Source organism: Photobacterium atrarenae (assembly GCF_024380015.1).
GTDB classification, from domain to species: domain Bacteria; phylum Pseudomonadota; class Gammaproteobacteria; order Enterobacterales; family Vibrionaceae; genus Photobacterium; species Photobacterium atrarenae.
On record NZ_CP101508.1, the window covers coordinates 1860072 to 1879754 of the forward strand.

Annotated in this window: 15 protein-coding genes; 3 read left to right on the forward strand and 12 right to left on the reverse strand. The window is 45.1% G+C overall.

The window, feature by feature from the left end; genetic code table 11:
- Positions 1-16: 16 nt before the first annotated feature.
- The 7 genes from NNL38_RS08925 to tagH are packed head-to-tail and all read right to left on the reverse strand — an operon-like array spanning position 17 to position 9440.
- Positions 17-826 (reverse strand): PP2C family protein-serine/threonine phosphatase, encoded by an 810-nt coding sequence (locus tag NNL38_RS08925; protein WP_255387708.1) that lies wholly within the window; start codon positions 824-826, stop codon positions 17-19.
- Positions 805-1497 (reverse strand): type VI secretion system-associated protein TagF, encoded by a 693-nt coding sequence (gene tagF, locus NNL38_RS08930; RefSeq protein WP_255387709.1) that lies wholly within the window; start codon positions 1495-1497, stop codon positions 805-807. Before tagF ends, NNL38_RS08925 begins: the two co-directional genes overlap by 22 nt.
- Positions 1479-5030 (reverse strand): type VI secretion system membrane subunit TssM, encoded by a 3552-nt coding sequence (tssM, locus tag NNL38_RS08935; protein ID WP_255387710.1) that lies wholly within the window; start codon positions 5028-5030, stop codon positions 1479-1481. Before tssM ends, tagF begins: the two co-directional genes overlap by 19 nt.
- Before the next feature lie 14 nt (positions 5031-5044).
- Complete coding sequence (gene tssL, locus NNL38_RS08940) at positions 5045-6334, reverse strand: type VI secretion system protein TssL, long form (protein WP_255387711.1); 1290 nt, start codon at positions 6332-6334, stop codon at positions 5045-5047.
- 22 nt (positions 6335-6356) lie between these two features.
- The gene (tssK, locus tag NNL38_RS08945; RefSeq protein WP_255387712.1) at positions 6357-7682 is read right to left on the reverse strand and encodes a type VI secretion system baseplate subunit TssK; all 1326 of its coding nucleotides are present in this window, start codon (positions 7680-7682) and stop codon (positions 6357-6359) included.
- A 30-nt stretch (positions 7683-7712) separates the two neighbouring features.
- Positions 7713-8168: a type VI secretion system lipoprotein TssJ gene (tssJ, locus tag NNL38_RS08950; RefSeq protein ID WP_255387713.1), complete on the reverse strand. Its 456-nt coding sequence runs from the start codon at positions 8166-8168 to the stop codon at positions 7713-7715.
- Positions 8169-8177: 9 nt separating this feature from the next.
- Positions 8178-9440, reverse strand: coding sequence for a type VI secretion system-associated FHA domain protein TagH (tagH, locus tag NNL38_RS08955; protein WP_255387714.1), 1263 nt, complete (start codon positions 9438-9440; stop codon positions 8178-8180).
- A gap of 286 nt (positions 9441-9726) precedes the next feature.
- On the opposite strand from tagH, the gene NNL38_RS08960 reads away from it, so the two are divergent.
- On the forward strand, positions 9727-11814 hold the full coding sequence (locus NNL38_RS08960) for a serine/threonine-protein kinase (protein ID WP_255387715.1): 2088 nt from the start codon (positions 9727-9729) through the stop codon (positions 11812-11814).
- A gap of 432 nt (positions 11815-12246) precedes the next feature.
- Here the strand turns inward: NNL38_RS08960 and NNL38_RS08965 are convergent, their stop codons facing one another.
- The 4 genes from NNL38_RS08965 to phnW all read right to left on the reverse strand — a co-directional run bounded on the left by NNL38_RS08965 (position 12247) and on the right by phnW (position 16752).
- The gene (locus NNL38_RS08965; RefSeq protein ID WP_255387716.1) at positions 12247-12657 is read right to left on the reverse strand and encodes a hypothetical protein; all 411 of its coding nucleotides are present in this window, start codon (positions 12655-12657) and stop codon (positions 12247-12249) included.
- A gap of 639 nt (positions 12658-13296) precedes the next feature.
- Positions 13297-14106, reverse strand: coding sequence for a phosphonoacetaldehyde hydrolase (gene phnX / locus NNL38_RS08970; protein WP_255387717.1), 810 nt, complete (start codon positions 14104-14106; stop codon positions 13297-13299).
- Between the two features lie 37 nt (positions 14107-14143).
- Positions 14144-15601 carry an aspartate aminotransferase family protein gene (locus NNL38_RS08975; RefSeq protein ID WP_255387718.1) on the reverse strand — a complete coding sequence of 486 codons (1458 nt, stop codon included), beginning with the start codon at positions 15599-15601 and terminating at the stop codon, positions 14144-14146.
- Positions 15598-16752: a 2-aminoethylphosphonate--pyruvate transaminase gene (gene phnW / locus NNL38_RS08980; RefSeq protein WP_255387719.1), complete on the reverse strand. Its 1155-nt coding sequence runs from the start codon at positions 16750-16752 to the stop codon at positions 15598-15600. Before phnW ends, NNL38_RS08975 begins: the two co-directional genes overlap by 4 nt.
- Before the next feature lie 268 nt (positions 16753-17020).
- On the opposite strand from phnW, the gene NNL38_RS08985 reads away from it, so the two are divergent.
- Positions 17021-18034, forward strand: a complete 1014-nt coding sequence (locus tag NNL38_RS08985; protein WP_255387720.1) for a putative 2-aminoethylphosphonate ABC transporter substrate-binding protein — start codon at positions 17021-17023, stop codon at positions 18032-18034.
- 145 nt (positions 18035-18179) lie between these two features.
- Here NNL38_RS08985 and NNL38_RS08990 read toward each other — a convergent pair whose 3' ends face one another.
- Complete coding sequence (locus tag NNL38_RS08990) at positions 18180-18338, reverse strand: hypothetical protein (RefSeq protein ID WP_255387721.1); 159 nt, start codon at positions 18336-18338, stop codon at positions 18180-18182.
- A gap of 244 nt (positions 18339-18582) precedes the next feature.
- Between NNL38_RS08990 and NNL38_RS08995 the strand changes: the two genes are divergently transcribed.
- Positions 18583-19662 carry a putative 2-aminoethylphosphonate ABC transporter ATP-binding protein gene (locus tag NNL38_RS08995; RefSeq protein WP_255387722.1) on the forward strand — a complete coding sequence of 360 codons (1080 nt, stop codon included), beginning with the start codon at positions 18583-18585 and terminating at the stop codon, positions 19660-19662.
- Positions 19663-19683: the final 21 nt, after the last annotated feature.

Below are 19683 nucleotides of genomic sequence, written 5' to 3' on the forward strand. Positions count from 1 at the left end.
ACCAACATATACCTGCTTATCGTTTCTTCTTAAAAATAGGGACTGTCGTTTCTAACCTGGTTTGGTGTACTTGTTCTGATACTTTCACCATGACACAAGTGACATTATCCGATGCCCCTCTCACCAGCGCTGAATGCATTAAAGCTAATACAGAATCATTCACCTCACTGGCGCGAAGGCAATCAGATATATGATGATGGTTTAACTCTTTTGTTAAACCATCGGAGCAAAGTAAGAACTTATCACCATCGCACAAAGTGTCTGATACTTCATCAATGTCTATCTCATATTCAACGCCTACAGCTCTGGTAATAACATTCGCCATAGGGTGCTGCTCTGCATTTTCCTCAGTCAAAATACCTTGATCTACCATATCCATGACTTGGCTGTGATCCCGTGTTTTTTGAACCAACTGATTATTTCGATAGAGATAAATTCGGCTATCACCTGCCCAAAGGCAGTAAAAATGGCCATTCTGAATGAGCAATATTGCCACCGTGGTTCCGACAACTTCCCCATTTAACTCATTGATTGAGTACTCTTTGATCTTGTAATTTGCTTCGGTAACAATATCTCGCAAAAGTACCGTATCAACATCTTTTTCGTTTACTTTACTCAAATGATGTTCAATCAGTTCAACGAGTAATTTGCTGGCATAATCCCCCGCTTCATGCCCCCCCATCCCATCAGCAACAACCCAAACGCCATTGGCATCAGAGCAAAAAAAGGCATCTTCATTATATGAGCGCACCTTGCCCTCATGACTTTTTGAGAATGATGAAAAGTTCAAACAATAGTCCACCATCACCAACCCCATTTCTGCCATTTGCCGTCTAACATCGCAGAGAACTGTCCCACTAAAGGCAAGCCTGATGTGATTAATTTACACTTCTGAATTTTCTGTGATCCGCTGGTCCACCAAATACAGTAGTTATCGAAACTTGACTCAGCTAAGTGGTGTATAAAGTAGTCAGAATCTGACTCACTCTCATCAACTACAATCATGCCCTTTGAGTTACTGGTCATTATTCTTGGCGATGATGACACAGGCTCATCTTCAATCAGCCAGTCATTGTCACTGAATGTAGCGAGCCAAGGCTCCAGAGCATTTCCGTCGTCATACAGCTTAAGCAAGTGACGCTCAATCTTTAAACTCCAGTCTCGACTCATCCAGTAGTCATACGGGTTCTTGTTGACTTCTCGTACCGTGGTAAAAAAATAGTGCCTACCCACTTGGTCAACACTTGGCATCATGGTACCTATCACCGTCTTGTCACAGCAAACGCCCGGCGATAGCGAAAAATGCCACACAGGGCTGGTTAAAAAGGCGTCCAGCCATTGCTCTGCTAACTGCTCTTTACTCACTGCGAGTACTGACTGCAACCACTCGCTCCAAACTTCAGTAAATTCAACAGAGACATCATGATGAATATAATCCCCACGCTCAGGCACTTTGCCAAAGTAGCCAAATTTAGATATTAAAGCCGTGCCGGACATGAAAAGCTCTCCAGTGCTTTAAGCCAAAATGGATGAGATACACTACTAGGTACCAGCTTCATTGCGACTTTATTTCCTTTAAAGTCAACATTGATCACCTTGTCTGTAACTGTTTGTGCACGCTGATTCTTCGCTTGTGTGAACATCCTGAATAACCCCCACTCTCCCGGGTATTCTTTCGTGATGGAAAACCCAGATTGTGGTGGTGTGAAAATTAATCTGACGCCATCAGATCGACCATTTGTCGGCCATTTAAAACTATTTACTCGTGTCGGTCCGTGACGATAAGTCATCGATGTGTCCCCGAGCTCAAACCGGAAGTTACTGATATGTAGATCCAGATAAACAGTTTCCATGCCAAATTCAACATTCAAATTTTGGGTACCCGGCTCAAAAAATTTGTTTCGGATTTCTCTTGCTCTCTGAAATTGACGTAGTGATCTATTACTAATCCCAACGTTATTAACAAACCGCCATCTGTTTCTCGAAGTATCTACGTACTGTTCTACATATTGACTAAAGAAACTATCAATTACACCACCATAACCGAAGAACTTAGAGAAATCTTTCAGCTTCACTTCATGACGTGCATTCGGTGATAAAGGATATTTTCCACGGATTGCTTTTTTATATTCTCGATAAACTTGATCTTGCCAAATGTCATTGAGCTGACTTTGTGTTCCTTCTTTAGAAAGCTGGGTTGTTTTGTTATGTGCCTCTACTAACCAATAGCTAAATGGTTCAGGTAACGTATCCCTTAGTTTCCTGAACGCACTATTGATCTCTGTATTATTACTTGTGCCTATCAATGGTAGCTGATTCACTTTGCCTGAACGAACATTCGCAATATTTAACAGTTCACTTTCCAGCGTACTCAATGAATAATTTATTTGTTTTAAGTCACTTTCCGTAGCATCAAGAATTTCTGAAAAATAATCTTCTACAACTTCTCCCGGTAAATCACCACGAGCGTTACTTTCCGACACCGGAAGATAACGTTCAATTCTTGACTTTTTATTTTCTAGCGCAACGTCTGCAGCATGAGTCGCAATTTTCGCTGCTTTAGTCACCTCATCTCCAGCCGGCAGTGTACTTAACTTTAGCTGTTTCTGAATAGCATAGATCATGTTCTGTATCGGTCTCTCCGATCCAGAAAGCACACTAACGATGTCAATTCCTTCTGAAGCTGAATCAAATTCCTTGAGCCTGAGATCTGAAATTAGTTTTTCCCATACAAAGATGTACTCCTGATAATACTTACTCTCAACTTCCTTCATAATTTCGTCGTTAGTAATTTTCGAAAGCTCTATTTCTTCATCACCATAAATCCATGAGTCTTCCATCAAACGCTTGACTATTCTCTGATTTTCTAACTGAAAGATACTGTGAAATCCGTTATAGGTGTAAAGCCCAGGGATCCCTTCACTCAATTTTTTCCCGCTTTCCCGGTAGAAAATATTGTGACTATCGCTCCCAATGACATTGGTGATCCGGAAGTCAGGTATATGGCTTGATTTATAGTCAAGCTTCAGACGTTGATATGCTCTTTCGGAGAGCGGAAGCTCACTCAAGGCCTCACGAGCCACTCTTACACTATCATCGTCATAGTCAGCAGTTCTCACACCACTTTCAAGCATGGCATCGGTATGAACTAACAAAGACGTTCTGAGATCAGCATTTATCTCACCCGGGTAATTACGACCATAATATTGAACATACCAACTCAGAACTTGCTCTTTATTAAATCGACTGCTATCAAACAACATCAAATAAGTTTTCAATGTCTCATATAAATATTCCAAATATGACTGCTTCTGATTCATATCATGAATTAAAGCAGAGGTAATATACGGTGAAAAGTGTTCTTTCAATACTCGATAATAGGCAACATTAAGAGGCTCGCCAATCTTATCACCTTGATACAACCCTAAGTTTTTGGCAACAACAACCTCACCGTCTAAACTTTTTGAAATAGAATTTGGTGATTGTTTCAAATAGTCCAAAGCCTTTACCAGGGAAACAATATCAGTATCTTTTGATAAACCACTTCCTGTAATTAGATCGAACTCATCCAGTACTTCTTCAGTCTTGTCCACATAAAGCATATTCCAGCGGTAACTCAAACTCCACAACACAGTAGAAGTGACGAGAAGCAAACAGCTTGCACCAATGACGCAGCGACGAATCAATAGGCTATTTCTTTCATGGATACGGTTCAATGTTCCAGCATCTTGCTCTGGAAAGATCACCTGTTCGAACAAGTTTTTGACAAAGTAACCTTTCGACTGACCACCATGCTGATGTAGCGAAACTTCTCCCATTCCGAGACTATGCGTTGCTTCAGAAATAACCTTGTCAATAGGTGTGCCTTTCTGTGTCGCGCTAACTAAATATATCCCACGCAACATTGGTGGCTCTTCAAAGCTATTCGGGCTAAATATTATTTTCAACAAATCATCCGCTGCTGCTTGCAACATCCTGAGCTGTTTTGGAAATTCGTAAATCAGCAGGCGCTTTTCTTTGTCAGCTACGTTGAAAACTTTTTCGTTAATCTGTTGAGTTAAGTTTTCTAGAATTCGATGAAACTCTCGATTGAATTGAGAAACTACACCTTGTTCATCTTCGCTGGACTGCTCTGGAAGGGTTATGCCAAAAACCTGCTCACGCTGCTCCTGGCTTAACCCTTCAAAAAACTCATTAAACCCCGCGACCAGATCAGCCTTTGTAAAAATAACATACACAGGGAAATTCATGCCCAGCCTATTTTTTAACTCTTGAAGGCGTTGTTTTATTGCACGCGCCTGAAGTGTTCTTTCTGTAGGCGTGTCATTCATCAAGCTGGTTAGGCTGATAGTGATAATTGCACCATTGATCGGCTTTTGAGTCCTGTATTTTTTAAGCAGACCGAGAAATCCGAGCCAGGCTTTACTATCGAGCTTAGCGTTGCTGTTCTGTGTTGTATACCGACCTGCTGTATCAATCAGAATAGCTTTATTTGTAAACCACCAATCACAGTGCCTGGTACCGCCAACCCCAGCCAACGGATCGTCACCTAGCTGGTCTTTAAGCGGAAACTCCAAACCTGAGTTGTACAAGGCAGTTGTTTTCCCTGTTCCGGGTGGGCCAATTAAAATATACCAAGGCAACTCATATAAGCTCTTTCCTTTCAGTAATGAAGATGTTTTTAGGATTGAGATCGCCTTGGTAATTCGTGCGCGTAACGTATCGATCTCATGGTCAATACCTTCTTTATCTTCCTCTTCCGATGAAATATTCAGCAAAGAGTTTACATTCTCCTCATTGCTCCTTTTCTCTTTTTTAGCTTGGTAAATGTTAATACCTGCCCAAAAAAATGTCAGGCACAAGATTATTACCAATCTTACGATTGGGCTAGAAAACGGCTCACTGCCAGCAATTGCAATCAGCGGACCTCCAAACCAGATTAAGAAGGATAACGCTAGCAAGCCGATCAAAGTGATAGCCCACTTTGAGTATAAAACTGCTTTAAGATAATGAATAAATCTGTAAAACATCTTCAGCCCTAAAATTAATTAAATAGCAGGTCAATTTCAACACGGCGATTTTCGGCGCGCTGAGAATGTGAGTCATTGGGATACCTGGGGCTCGCATCCCCTTTTCCTTCCGGCCATAAACGGCCTTGAAGTTCAGAACCCATTGCTAATATGTTTGCAACAGCTGTTGCCCTGGCTAACGATAGGTGCCAGTTGGATGGATATTTACTTGTAAAAATGGGCTGATTGTCTGTATGCCCGGTGATTAAAATATGTCCACTTGTTGATTCCAACACTCGAGCCACTTTTGCAAGAATAGGCAAAATACCCTCTTTTACTTCAGCGCTACCAGAGGAAAACAACTCACTAGAATTAATAATAATCCTCAGCCTGTCATTCAATTCAATCAGTTCAATAAACCCTTTAGAAACTTCACTTTGTAAGAGTTGCTTGAGGTGCTGAACTGAAGGGTTGCCTTCACTGTCAGAAATAACCACACCTTGTTCTAACTGAGCTATGTTGTTAATACGAGCAAAAACAGGATCAGATAAGCTATTGATATTATATGAAAAACCCATGTAAATCCCTAAGGTCATCACAGCAAAAACTGCTGTAACTACCCACAGCGGAATACCTCGAGTCGGTTTTACCCCGATCAGTAAGTTCTTCTTGTATGTGGGGCTGATCAGAGTTTCAGTATTTTCTGACATTCTTTTTATTATCTGGAAAGCCTTATACCTATAAGTTTCTATCTGATCCATGCCATTATCTTCAATGCGCATTTTCCCAATGAACCCCAGGGAAAGACACATATATAGAAACTCGATGAGCAAAAGATTATTTTGAGGATCAGATAGTGCATCATCGAGCAGCTTATAGAAATATTCGCCACCAAAAGTTTCTGTGTGAAAAATAGAAAGCAAGCTTTCTTCAGACCAGTTTGAACGACCACCCCAAGTTGTATTCAATACGGTCTCGTCAACGAAAGAGCACAAACAGTACCTAGCAGATTCAATATCACTCAGTGACAAGTTATTATCTTTCAATCTCTGCTCATAGTCTTTCACCCTATCAATTGAGTACTTTTTCAGGTTATCGACATTCGTGTTATCCGGAGCACTTCTGACCTTGAAAATAATTGAGAATATGATTGATGCTTCCTCGACAAGTGGATTATTCGAGAGTGGCATAACACCCAGTTTCGAAGAGTTCTTATGAACCACTGTTCTGTCATTGCTCAATGATGGTGCCTTGACTACACCGACATTGGTCTCCATCAATCCTAATCGTCCTGGTTTTGGTTTGATTACTGTTGAATCAGCCACAACATATCCTCAATTGTTCGAGCTACTTAATAGCCCACATCTGAATGTCTAAATTTGGGTATCGACCTGACAAGTGAAGCGCTATCCCGCCACTTGCACTTAACCTATTCCAGTAACTATTTTTCTGATCCAGCTGAAAATAGTGATAGCCAGCATTGTATGGAATCTGGCGTGGTGCCACGGGTAGTGGTGAAATAGAAACCCCAGGCAACTGGTTATTGACAAGATCACGAATATGTTCAACAGGACCAATTTTTATTTGTGCTGGGAAGCGCTTTCTTAATTCTTCAACAGAAATATCAGCTTTCACTGATAAAACAAAAACTCCAGAATCAAAAAGGGTTTTATCCGGAATGGTGACCACTTTAATACCGTATTTGGCTGACTCTATATTTAGCTGCACGGCTGTTTGTTCAAGTACCGTACTCATATATTGCTTGAGCACCACCATCAAGTTGCCAAAAACAGTCGTCAATTCATCATGCTGATAGACCGGTAAGATTGGCGGCCGCTTGTTATGGCTAGAGAATGTTGCCATTTCACCTGACATTGAACAAATAAGCCTAAAGATCTCTTCCGGATGCGTTCCATTCGTTTGCTCTAAATGTATAAGAAGCGGCTCATATCGGTTCAGTGCTTGCAGCATCAAAAAGTCAATGATTGAGTTAGATGTACCTTGTCCTTGCCCCAGCCTGCTTGCAATAGAATCTGCACGTAGCTTTACAACACTTCTAAGATCATGGATGAAACGTTTTATATTCGCATTACTTTGAGAGTTTATCGTCGGCGGAATAAACTTATCGTCAAGAACGACTTTCCCGTCATCATCGACTTCTTTGATTCTTGCGATTGGAAGCGCTACATAGCCAGATAAACTACTCTCATCCGTTGTGAGCTCAAGGCTATACTTCGTGACTTGAATAATTTCTGAAGCCTCGCTGCCAACAGAATTGTCTACAGTTTCATGATCCTCAAAATGAAACCTTGTAACCTTTGTTGAGTTTATATCAGATAAATTTAAGCCATTGCTCTTATCCGCCGGTATAGCTAAATAGACAATTTTGTCCCTTGTGTTCTTTTCTATCTGCAAAGGTGGTGGTAAAGCATCTTTCTTGGGTAAACTGATCGAAACGCCGTCTTGCATTTGTGCAGACAACGTAATGATGCCAAACTGAGACAACTTTAGTAATGATTCATCAATAGCAATGTCATATATACCCCAATAGTATGGCTTTGACTTCTCCAGGGTCGAAGTCAACTCACTCAGAATTGCACGCTCCTGCTGTTGGAAATGCTGCGGCCTCAGGAACATGCCCTCGGTCCATGCCACGCGACTGAAATCACTCATCTCTAAATTCCTTTGATTTGGACGGCGGGACTACTTATTCAAGACAGATACAGCTAGCTTCCCAACATCTATTTGATAGGTTTCATAGTCTGTGTTATCGATTTCAACAATCTCTCTCCAACGAGCATTCTCCAGATCTCTGTAGGCAACTAAAATACCCGCATACCTGACTCCAGGTTGAAGTGTTACATCATATGAATTTTCGGAACCAGGATAGAACTCAAACTCATCTCTAGCGATCAAGTCAGGACCTAATACTTTTTCAGGTTCGTCATATAATTCGAAAAAATGATGATTCTCAAAAAGGGTTCTCGATGATAATTCATACACTTTGACGACGACAGGCGACGGTCGTCCATTTAAGTCCGGATTAACTTCTTCAGATACACTAAACTCTAACTTTGTATAGGCCGGCACAACATAATTTGCGACCGTACAACCACTCAGTAGAATGAGCGACACTAGTAACACAGCGAAATTCTTCATAGCATGACCTTACTTACTATTGATGTATGTTTCATATGCTTTATTAAAATCATCCATATAAAACTTGTAACCGTTCATATCGTTCGTCATTTTCTTATAAACACTTTGATAGTTATTCCAACTGTCTTTACTTTCATTTTTGAATAGCTTTCGACGCCACTTTGTTTCATCTGTGCTACTTACTTTTATATTTCTTGGCGATAAAACTGTAAGAATCCCTTGAATACTTCCTTCCAGGCCAGCCTGAAGTGCTTTCTCGTGTTCTTTAATATCGTCAAAAGCTTCTTTTATAGCCAATTCAGGGCTCATAAAGCTTGTACTTTCACGGATGAATAGATTGTGTATAAGGTCTTCAATTGTCCCTGAATATTTTATGGGATTATTCTCTGTCTTTTGGAATAAAGTCTGATTTAAGCGCTTCTGCTGCTTGAATTCAGTTCTGCTATGCAAAGTTTCAGCGATACCCTCCAGTAGCAACCTTAATGAGGATCCCATTAACCTCCAAAACCTTTCATTCGAAGCATCCGGAACCATACTTGGATTTATCCCCAGCCCCTTGACAAAAGAATCGTAGATATCAATGTTTTCAAGACTAACTTTTGTAGAAGATTTTGAAGACAAAGCAGCGAAGGTTTCTTCAGCGTGTCCTGCCGTCTCCTTGGTCAATTGATCTTGGCTATCCAGTGATAGGCTCCAATCTTCAGGGATACTCCCTACAGCTCCGGTTTTTCCAGAGTGATTGTCGGGTATCTGAAAATTTTCATCTAAGTCGATTTCTAATGCTTGCGTTTTATTCTGCGTATTAATCGCATCATCAGCGAGCAAACCCGAGGAGATTCCAAAATCTTGAAGCAATATCTCATCTGTTTCAGATTCAATATTCCTTACACTTGAACCGCCTTCTGTTTTTTGAACTAAACTCACATCTTTAATTTCAGCCGCTTGTATATAAACCTTAATTTGATAGTCGGATATACTAATTTCATCTCCGTGCTCAAGGTAATAGGTGTTATTTTGGCCCAATGGGCTTGCTGACCCATTTATGTATAAACCATTGGTTGATACGTCTCTTATAACAAATGAGTCCTCAGTAATTAGTATCTGAGCATGTTCAGCTGAAATAACCCTTTCCGGATCAGGTAAATACCAATCACTTTCTCTAGCCCGCCCTAGCGTAATCAACCTGCCGTGATCGCTCGAAGAGAAGGTTTTAGAAACTTCAGTCTCTGTCGCGTACTTGTGATAACTGGCTATCTCTAGTGTAAGCTGCATCGTAAATGCCCCTGAAACACAGACACCTGTAGGAAACCACAGATATCTAAATTTAACCTCATTTATTAACCGTTGAATCCTATTGGCAGGTATTAAAAAATCAACGCTAAAGATTTAAAGATTAATTTTTATTCCATCAAGATCAAAAAATCGATGTAATCTATCAAATTATCATTATCTATATCGATCGAATTTCAGCGTATAACCGCTCAGCTTCTAGATCTTGTGGTTAATTAGTGTTATTTATGTCGGCGTTATTAGTTCTTGAATATACTTTGGGTTAGTTATGGAAAATGAAAACACCCCTCGTGATAATGCTAATGATGATTCATCACGGCAGAAGAATGATGAGACTGTTATCAAGTCGGCTGAGTTAGTTTCTGAGCATTCTGCCAATAATACCCATGATGACATTATCGATAATTCTATAGATAAGACTAACCACAAAAATACCAGCTTGGATAGTGGGGATATTATCGATAATCGTTACAAAATTGTGTCGCTTATCGGTCGAGGTGGCTTATGCGAGGTATATCAAGCGAAGGATTTGCTTTTAGAAGCTGAAGGTATTGATGCCTCGGATGTTGCAATAAAGGTACTTCAGTCAAATACGACTGAAAACCCTGATTATAATGATTTACTGATAAAAGAAGCTAAACAGACACAATCACTAAGCCACCCGAATATTGTGAAAGTGTTCGGTTTTGGTTTCGACAGGTTTTATTATCTGGTAATGGAGCTTTTAGACGGAGAGACGCTTGAAGATATTATCTTGCGCTCTCGTCCTAACGGGCTACCCCCGAAGAAGACTCTTTCACTGCTCAAACAAATCGTTTCCGCTTTCAGTTATGCCCATAGTATGGGAGTCGTTCATTCAGATCTAAAGCCCAGCAACATTATGCTCACCCGAAACGGCGTCATCAAAATATTTGATTTTGGTGTAGCACGGGCACAGAGCCTAAGTGTCGATAAATACGCATCCATCACACATGACGAGTCCAGCATCATCGCCGGCTATACGCCAGCTTATGCATCACCGAACCTGATTTCTGGTAATTCTCCTTCTTTTCAAGATGATATTTACGCTTTTTCATGCATTGCCTATGAGCTTGTCACGAGTAAACACCCATATAATCGAACACCATCAAACCAAGCTCAAGAACAAGCTCTCAAACTAACTCGCCCTCAGCAACTACCTGGCTACTTATGGAAGGTACTATTCAGCGGGCTGCAGTTTAATCCCTCTGAGCGACTCAAAAGTTTTGCTGAGATCGAAACGCTACTAACCCGGAGAAAGAGTCATTTTCCTGTACTCGTTGCTTCGTTATTAGTTATGGCGGCTGCTGCCTCCTATGGCTATCACTCACTGAACCAAGCAAGGTCAGGGCTTCAGGCTCAGCTAACCGATATCCAAAATGCACAAGACCATGAAGAAAAACTACTAGCGCTGCCTGTCGAGTCATTACTGAAGACATTGCCAACACTCCCACCAGAAAGCAGCGTTTTAAAGGCAGCTTTGTTACACCTGAATCAAGAGAAAGCTATCGACTGGTATCAGGATCGCATTGATTCTATTTTAAACAACAGCACCAACCGCTACCCTGACTACTATGCAATTGAAGGCATTATTAAAGAAGCTTTGAGCCTTTATCCAGATTCTCACTCTCTAACCGAGATGAATAAGCGTGTTACTCTCAGCTGGCAATCAAGTAAGTCTTTAATCATCGATCAGATTAACTCGATCTTGGAGGCAGGTAGTTACTTTGATCCCAAGATAGGACAGGACATTACGCGTTTGAGAGCGGACCTCTCTCAGATTGACCATAATTTTGACTTTAAGCCCAGTGCTGCAGCTAATTCAGTTTTTGCAGACCAGTTTCGTACCGCAATGAACACTCTTGATTCTCAACGATTGAAAATGCTCATCGCTGTTGGGGATACCTATTTCTCAGAGGATGAACATAATGTTGCCCTGATAACCAAGGGAGAGAGACTGTTTAACGCAGTTCAATCGATTAACAGATATCATGAGTTAAAACAATCAGATAACCCAATCAAGTTCCCATACAAAGCGGCTAGTGACTACTATGAGTTCCAGTTCAACGCTTTCCACGAACGGTTGCGTAATCTGAAAACTGTGCGACAGCTTCAGTCTTTAGAGAATGATGTAAACCAAGTAGCAAAGGATGTTCCTGCTGATTTTTCTCCTTTAATCAAAACTCAGCTAGCGATGGCCAAGCGCTACATACAGTTCTCTGATCAATTCCTCAATGCGCGTAAGCAAAAGGCAGCAAACACTGTAATGAAAAGAGCCAATGCATTATTTGCGAAAATCGAAGCAAGCAAGAAAGAACAATACGATGATAGAGGTTGATTTTGGATCTGAAAACGATACTAAGGACAGCCAGGTATACGAACACGCTTATTATTAATCGTGTAGGCCTGTGCTATTTGATAACAACGGCCAAACGTTGCCCATTCGGTATGGATAGCAGTTTTTCATTGGATTCATTTAAGAACAAGCTACAGGCCCATCTTTTGCTAAGCTCGCATTCGCAAAATTGGGGGGTGCAGTTCAGTATTTCCCGTCTTTATGCATCATTGATTGATAACCCTTTACAATGCAACTTATCAGAAGATGAAAAGCACCAAGAATTATGTAATCGAATCGCATCTGGTGACTTACTAGTCTATCGCATCCACAACTTCAATCCACCCATGTAGGAGCACTCGAATACAAAGGGAGGTATACAAGTGCGCCTTTCGATTTCAGGTAACCAGCATAATAAAGCAAAACCCGCAACGCTTAGATGCGCACTTCACATAACATGGCTCGAAGTACCTCCCCGCTTTCAGCCGCCAGTATAATCTTACACTCTGCCTTTTCTTCGATATAGTCCAGTTGCTCAACATCGAGTGCATAAGGCAAAGTGATCAGCAACTCCTGGATACGCTCCTGGCGCGCTAAACGAATAAGACGGATCAGATTATTGGTATCACTAGTACTGGTGGACAGAACTTTCAGCGCCTGCGTTTGCAGCTTTTCCGACTCTGACATCCCCTCCGGCAGCGCAGAAGTCCAGGATACTGTCAATGATGGAATTAATGCTTTGAGCGCATCGATAAACGTCAGCCTGTATTGACAGGAGGCAGATAAAAACAATGTGTAATTAAACACGACGCCACTGTCTTTCGAGATATCAATTGGTGTATCCATAACCATCCCTAAAGAAACATGACCACGACAAACTGAACGGCATTCAGAATCTCAGTCGGCCGGTTGCCGTCTGCTTTATACTTAAAGAGCACTTTCCAACTATACGTCTTACTTGATGCTGAGGAATGATGGATTTTAGAAAATTTGCGGTCGATCTTGATTTTAAGCGCAGAAAACCAAACACAAAATATTTACAATACAATTGATTAACATCAACAAAACTGTAAAAACAAAAGTTTTACCCTATTCATATTGATTTAACTTATGTTTTTTCGGGGCAGGATGCACAGAATAAGACCATACCCGGCCCTTATTGGCAAAAAAGTTTGTATAAAACAAGACCTCAATCACTGATTCTTAGCTGATGAAAAACATCAACTTTTTGAAGCGCCCGACCCGATTTGGTACTTATGAGGCATCTCTAATTCATCTCACCTTTCTTGCTTTACCGCTAAAGCGCCCAGTATCCGCTGGCGAACCTGAAGTCATGGCGCACCTAATGAGTGAACTCTGGCCCATGCGCACCGACTGCATGCATCCCGGACAAAAACAAAAAAAGCCTTCGCATCACCACAATGCAAGGCTTGATCTGTTTAGATGGAAATTGTCAGTATGTTTTGCGGTGAAATCAAAGGCGATTTACGGGCGCTCACCGTTTGCCAGCCGCTGCTCAATATCAGCAATCACTGCCGGCAGATCGGCAATGGTATCAATCTGATAATGGGCGCCCGAATGGGCAAACGCATCCTGAGCTTTCACCCGGGCTGCCGCCAGCGTCGCTTCATCCGCCACCTCAAACTCAGCCTGAGTCAGACCCGCTTCGTTTCCGGACAGGAGCAGCGCAACCGTCCACATCCCGGCATTTAAACCTTCGGTGATCCCCGGCACCGAGTCATCCACTTTCACGCAGGCTTTAACATCGCTCACCGCCAGCGTCAGCATGTTTTGCAGCAGCATATAAGGCGCCGGACGGCCCCCGGCTTTGAGATCGTCGGTTGCAACCGCACAATCCGGGCTGTAACCATTGGCTTTAGCGGCCGGGATCAGCGCATCCAGTACCACCCGCGGGTAACCGGTGCATGAACCAATTTTCAGGCCCTGTTCACGCAAGTTATCGATCACGGCTTTAGCGCCGGGGATCAGATCCGCATGCTCACCAACTTTTTTCACCTGCAGCGGCATGAAAGTCTGATAGATTTTATCAATGTCTTCTTTTTGCATCGGGCGACCAAACCTGGCTTCCCAGCGCGCCGCAACTTCCGGTAGCTCCCCGACGGCTTTAATATGATCCCACTTGCCGAGGCCCATCGGAACACGAGCTTCTTCCAGGCTGATCTCAAAGTCATATTCGCGCTTAAATGCTTCGACAAAAATGGTGGTCGGGGCAAAAGAGCCGAAATCAACCACAGTGCCAGCCCAGTCAAACATAACCGCTTGTAAATGTTGCATCTGATGTCTCCTCATCCTTCGTAAAGATGTGCCGCATTCAGCGTCTGCGCCAACCGGCACACCCGAGTAATCGTTGTTGTGGTTCAAATTTGTTTCTGACGGCGTCGGCTTCACCGATCGCCTGCTCGACGATATCCAACGCACGGGCAAGGGCGTCGCGACTGATAATCAGGGGGGGACTTAGCTGCAAGACGTTACCCTGTGACACCTTAAAGCTCAGCCCCAGCGCCAGACAGCGATACATCACCTGCTCGGCAGCCGCTAATGCACGGGCTTTGGTCTCCTGATCGGTGACCAGCTCAACGCCCCACAGCAGCCCCATACCGCGCACATCACCGATCAGGGAAAACTTCTCTTTCATCTGCAGCAGTCGTTCACGAACATAAGCCTCATCCGCCCTGACTTTCTCCAGCAGGCTTTCCTGCTCAATCACTTCAATCGTCGCCAACGCGGCAGCACAGCACACCGGACTCTTCTCGTGGGTGTAATGGCCAAGCGAGACTTGCGACGCGGTGTTGTACTGATCTCTGGTCAGCAGCGCCGCCAGCGGCACCACGCCGCCGCCCAGGCCTTTCCCGATACACAGAATATCGGGCTCGATGTCGAACGCCTGGTGGGTGAACCAATGGCCGGTACGTCCCATCCCATTGGGGATATCATCCATGATCAGCAGCACATTGTGCCGATCGCAAATCTCCCGCACCCGCTGCCAATAGGCCCGGCTGGGCACCTGAACATCAGTATTGCGGATGCCTTCAGCAATAAAGGCACCGATCCCGCCTTCTTTTTCAATCACATATTCTAAGTAATCGGCGTAATGAATATCGCTGCCATCCGGGGAAGGCAAAGCTCCCCGGTAACTGACGGCAGGCGGGATCCGTTCAACCCCAGCCATCAGCGGTCCCATCCCCTCGCGGAAGCAGGCCTCACCGCCGACCGAAATTGCATCCATCGACGCACCGTGAAACGAATCCCACAATGACACCACCTTGGCATTGCCGGTGACAAAACGCGCCAACTTGAGCGCCATGCCGATCACCGAGGTTCCCCCCGGCGCAAACAGCACCCGGTTCAGCTCGCCCCCGGCAACTTCCGTTAAACGGCGGGCACAATCGATCGCCGTCTGATTCGTGAAACGACGTGGTGCGAACGGTAAGGTTGCCAACTGTTGCTGCACCCGTTCAATCACATGCGGGTGACCGTAGCCAAGCTGATGCACGTTATTGCCGTGAAAATCCATGTAGCGCTTGCCGGCAACATCTTCGAGATAGATCCCCTGAGCGCCCACCAGCGCATCCAGGCACGGGGTCGACATCGCCTGATGGAGGAAATAGCGGCTGTCCTCGGCCAGCGTGGCTCGGGTTGTCTCATCGGAAATCGTCTGGCTCCAGGCCGCACGCGCCGGGGAAGTATTGGTATCCCCTTCACTGCGCAGTGACTGCTCGGTCAATGCCGTATCGTGATTGACCAGGGCTTCATTTTCCGGAAGGCTCATGCCTGCTGCTCCTGCATTTCGGCAGCGGTTCCGCCCTGTGCGCCATGTTGCCAGTACATTGAAGAGCCAATGGCATCAATCAGGCGATGGATATCCTGGTTGTAAACTTCGCCGATATTGCCGATCCGAAAGCAGTCCGCGTTCGACACTTTGCCCGGATAAATCACGAAGCCCTTTTCTTTCAGCAAGTGATAGAAAGTCTTGAAATCGTAATCCGGGTGCGCCGGAGAGTAGAAAGAGGTAATAATCGGTGAGTGTAGCGATTTATCCAGCAAACAGCGGAACCCCAAACGTTCCATCCCATCGACCAGAATTTGCTGATTGCTGTGATAACGCGCATAACGGGCTTCCACGCCCCCTTCCACCAGCAGTTCCTGCAGTGCCTGGTGAAAAGCACGAACGGTGTGGGTCGGTGAGGTGAAGCGCCATTTTCCGTGATTTTTTTCCATGCACTGCCACTGATCATACAGATCCAGCGTCAGCGAACGGGCACGGCCCTGACATTGTTCCAGCTCCGCTTGTTTGGCCAGGACAAAACCAAATCCCGGCACGCCCTGGATGCATTTGTTGGCAGAGCTGATCAGAAAGTCGATCCCCAATTCCCCGATCTCCAATGGGATCCCGCCAAAGCTGGACATCGCATCGAGGATCATCACTTTGCCGTGCGCTTTCACCAGCTCACACACCGGTGCGACCGGGTTCAGCATGCCGGTGGTCGTTTCACAGTGCACCATCGCGATATGGGTAATGGCCGGGTCTTCAGCCAGAATCGTCTCCAGCGCCTGCAAATCCGGCTGAGCGACTTCACCCAGCTCGACAATATGGTGAGCAATGTTCAGGTACTGGGCAATCTGGCCGATCCGCTCGCCGTAGGCACCATTGTTAATCACCAGCAGTTTGCCGTCGGCCGGGATCACCGAGCCGATCGTCGCTTCCACCGAGGCGGTACCGCTACCCTGCATCAGCACACAGGTATAGCTATCCTGAGCTGTCGCCAAGGCAACCAGTTGCTGGCGAATCACCTCAACAATGCCCTTGTTATAGTCATCATCCCAGGTACACCAGTCTTTCAGCATCGCCTCACGCACGGTACGGCTGGTTGATAACGGGCCCGGGGTCAGCAGCAAGTATTGATTTTCTACAGTTTCCATCTTTTGATTCTCATTCTGGACTATACCAATTTGATAAAAACTATAGCGAGCCAAACGAATTGATGTAAATCCCCCCACCGTAGACTTAATAAAACTTTCATAAACGGCAGTAAATGATCCAAACATGAACAGCATGCCGCAATTAACAACTCACATAACTGTTAGCAAACTGACATCTGAAAATCATTGAATTGTCATAATTGCTCCCTAGCATCTTCCAAGTCGAACCAATCTGGTACATACCAAATAGACTCATGGAGAATGAACAATGAAGCACCGTTGGATGATTGCGCCTCTGACTGCGATTGCCGCCCTATCTGCGACCTCGGCGTTTGCCGCTGAGGAACTGACGGTTTACACCGCCTACGAAACAGACATGCTGGCCAAGTTCAAAAATGGATTTGAAAAAGCCAACCCGGATATCAAAATCAAATGGGTTCGTGACTCAACCGGGATCATGACTGCAAAACTACTGGCTGAAAAAGCCAACCCACGCGCCGATGTGGTTTGGGGCCTGGCAGGCTCATCGATGGCTCTGCTGAAAGATGAAGGGATCCTGAAGCCTTATACGCCAGCCGGTCTGGATCAAATCCGCCCGAATCTGATTGACCCGGAGCAAGATAAAGCCTGGTTCGGCAACGACGCCTTCTTTAACGCGGTGTGCTTTAACGAAATGGTCGCCAAAGCACAGGGGCTGCCGAAACCGGAAAGCTGGCAGGATCTGCTGAAACCTGTCTATAAAGGCCATATCGCAATGCCGAACCCGGCCTCTTCCGGCACCGGCTATATGCAGGTTTCCGCCTGGATGCAGTCCATGGGTGACGATGCGGCCTGGGACTACATGGAAAAACTGGATAAGAATATTGCCCACTATACTCACTCGGGCTCCAAGCCTTGTGTTCAGGCCGGGATGGGAGAAGTGGCCATCGGTATTTCCATGGCGATCCGTGGCGCGAAACTGAAAACCCAAGGCGCACCAATCGATATCATCATGCCGACCGGCGGTGTGGGTTGGGAATCGGAAGCGGTGGGCCTGGTGAACACCCAATCGGATGCGGCGAAGCGCCTGGTTGACTGGTCATTGTCGAAAGAAGCCAATCATTTGTACAACGCCTTCTACCCGGTAGTCGGCCACAAAGCGGTTAACAAGCCGGTGAAAAACTATCCGGATGTTGAACGTGCCATGGTGAAAATGGACTTCTCAAAAATGGCCGTCAGTCGTCAGGAGGTGCTAAAAACCTGGTCTGCCAAATTTGACGCCAAGTCTGAGCCACGCTCATAAGCGTGCTTGATTGGTCTTGAAACACCAAGAAAGAGTGATGGTGAGCAGCCATCACTCTTTTTTATACCAATCTGATCCAGCCTCTCGGCTATGAATGATGAGACAAATAACCCGAGATTGGTTCAGGTTGGCAGGTCACAACCACTTAGTGTTGTTTATCTTTCAGAATCGCTTCTTCGGCTTCGGGCAGCACGGCTTGCTCTTGCTGCTCCCACTTCGCATCCAGTACCGCTAGCTCTTTCTTCATTTCTGATAACTCACGTTCCATATACGAAATATTTCGAATCAGCATTTTCCTTTCCATCACTTATTCCTTGTTAGATTAAGCTCATGTGGATAGTAGCAATATTGAATGGATTAAAACGCGGCTCTCTATTCAATAATCTTTTTTCACGCCAAGTAAAAAAAGGTCATTCAGGTAGAGTTAAGTATTAACCCGATGACAGAAATTTACCACCTGAACTGTCTTTTTTTCGTCAAGTAGCTGTCATCGAAGTGTAATTAGGTCGGTGTATGTTTGGTATATACCAAATAAATCGAGCTAAACCATGAATACCTATCTGAAGATTGAACATCTCAGTAAGCAGTACGGCCAATTTACTGCGCTGACAGACATCTCTCTCGACATTCACAAAGGCGAATTCATCTGCTTCCTCGGCCCTTCCGGGTGTGGCAAAACCACCCTGCTGCGGGCCATTGCCGGTCTGGATCTCGCATCTTCAGGCAAGATCACCCAACAAGGCCAGGAAACCACGTTCCTGCCACCGGAACAGCGCGATTTCGGCATTGTGTTTCAATCCTACGCCCTGTTCCCGAACCTGACTGTAGCTGAGAATATCGGTCTGGGACTGCGCAACCAGGGCAAGAGCATAAAAGAAGTGGATGAAACCGTCAGCCACTGGCTCAATCTCATCGGCCTGGCTGATGCCGGAGTGAAATTCCCAAACCAGCTTTCCGGCGGTCAGCAACAACGTATTGCGCTGGCCCGTGCCCTCTCATTATCCCCAGGATTGTTACTGCTTGATGAACCTTTGTCAGCACTGGACGCCAAAGTTCGCGGCCACCTGCGAGAGGAAATCCGCCGCCTGCAGCGCCAGTTGGGGATCACCACCATCATGGTGACCCATGATCAGGAAGAAGCCCTGGCAATGGCCGACCGCATTATGGTGATGAACCATGGCTGTATCGAGCAGGTCGGTACCCCGGAAGAAATTTACCAACAACCGGCATCGCGCTTTGTCGCCGATTTTGTCGGCAACATGAACTTTATTGCCGGCTCCGTGGTCAGCGACACCCAAATCCGCATCGGTGAAACCCTGTTGCCAAAACCTGCCGAACACCTCAAGCGCGGTGATATGCTGGAGCTTGGCCTGCGCCCGGAAGATCTCCACTTTACCGACATCGGCGAATCGGGTGAAGCCAGCTTCCCGGTGATGGTCGAAGATCTGGAGTTTCAGGGCACCTTTGTCCGGGCTGAATGTAAATTGCAGGGTGAGCACAACGCGCCGACGCTCCGCGTCGATGTGCCGATCCGTGAACTTCGCCGTCTGGCACTGAAGCGCGGGCACTACCATCGGGTTAACCTGTCGCAAAAACACACCCACATTTTTCTGGCGGGGCAATCATGATGGCGACCAAAATGACTTCGA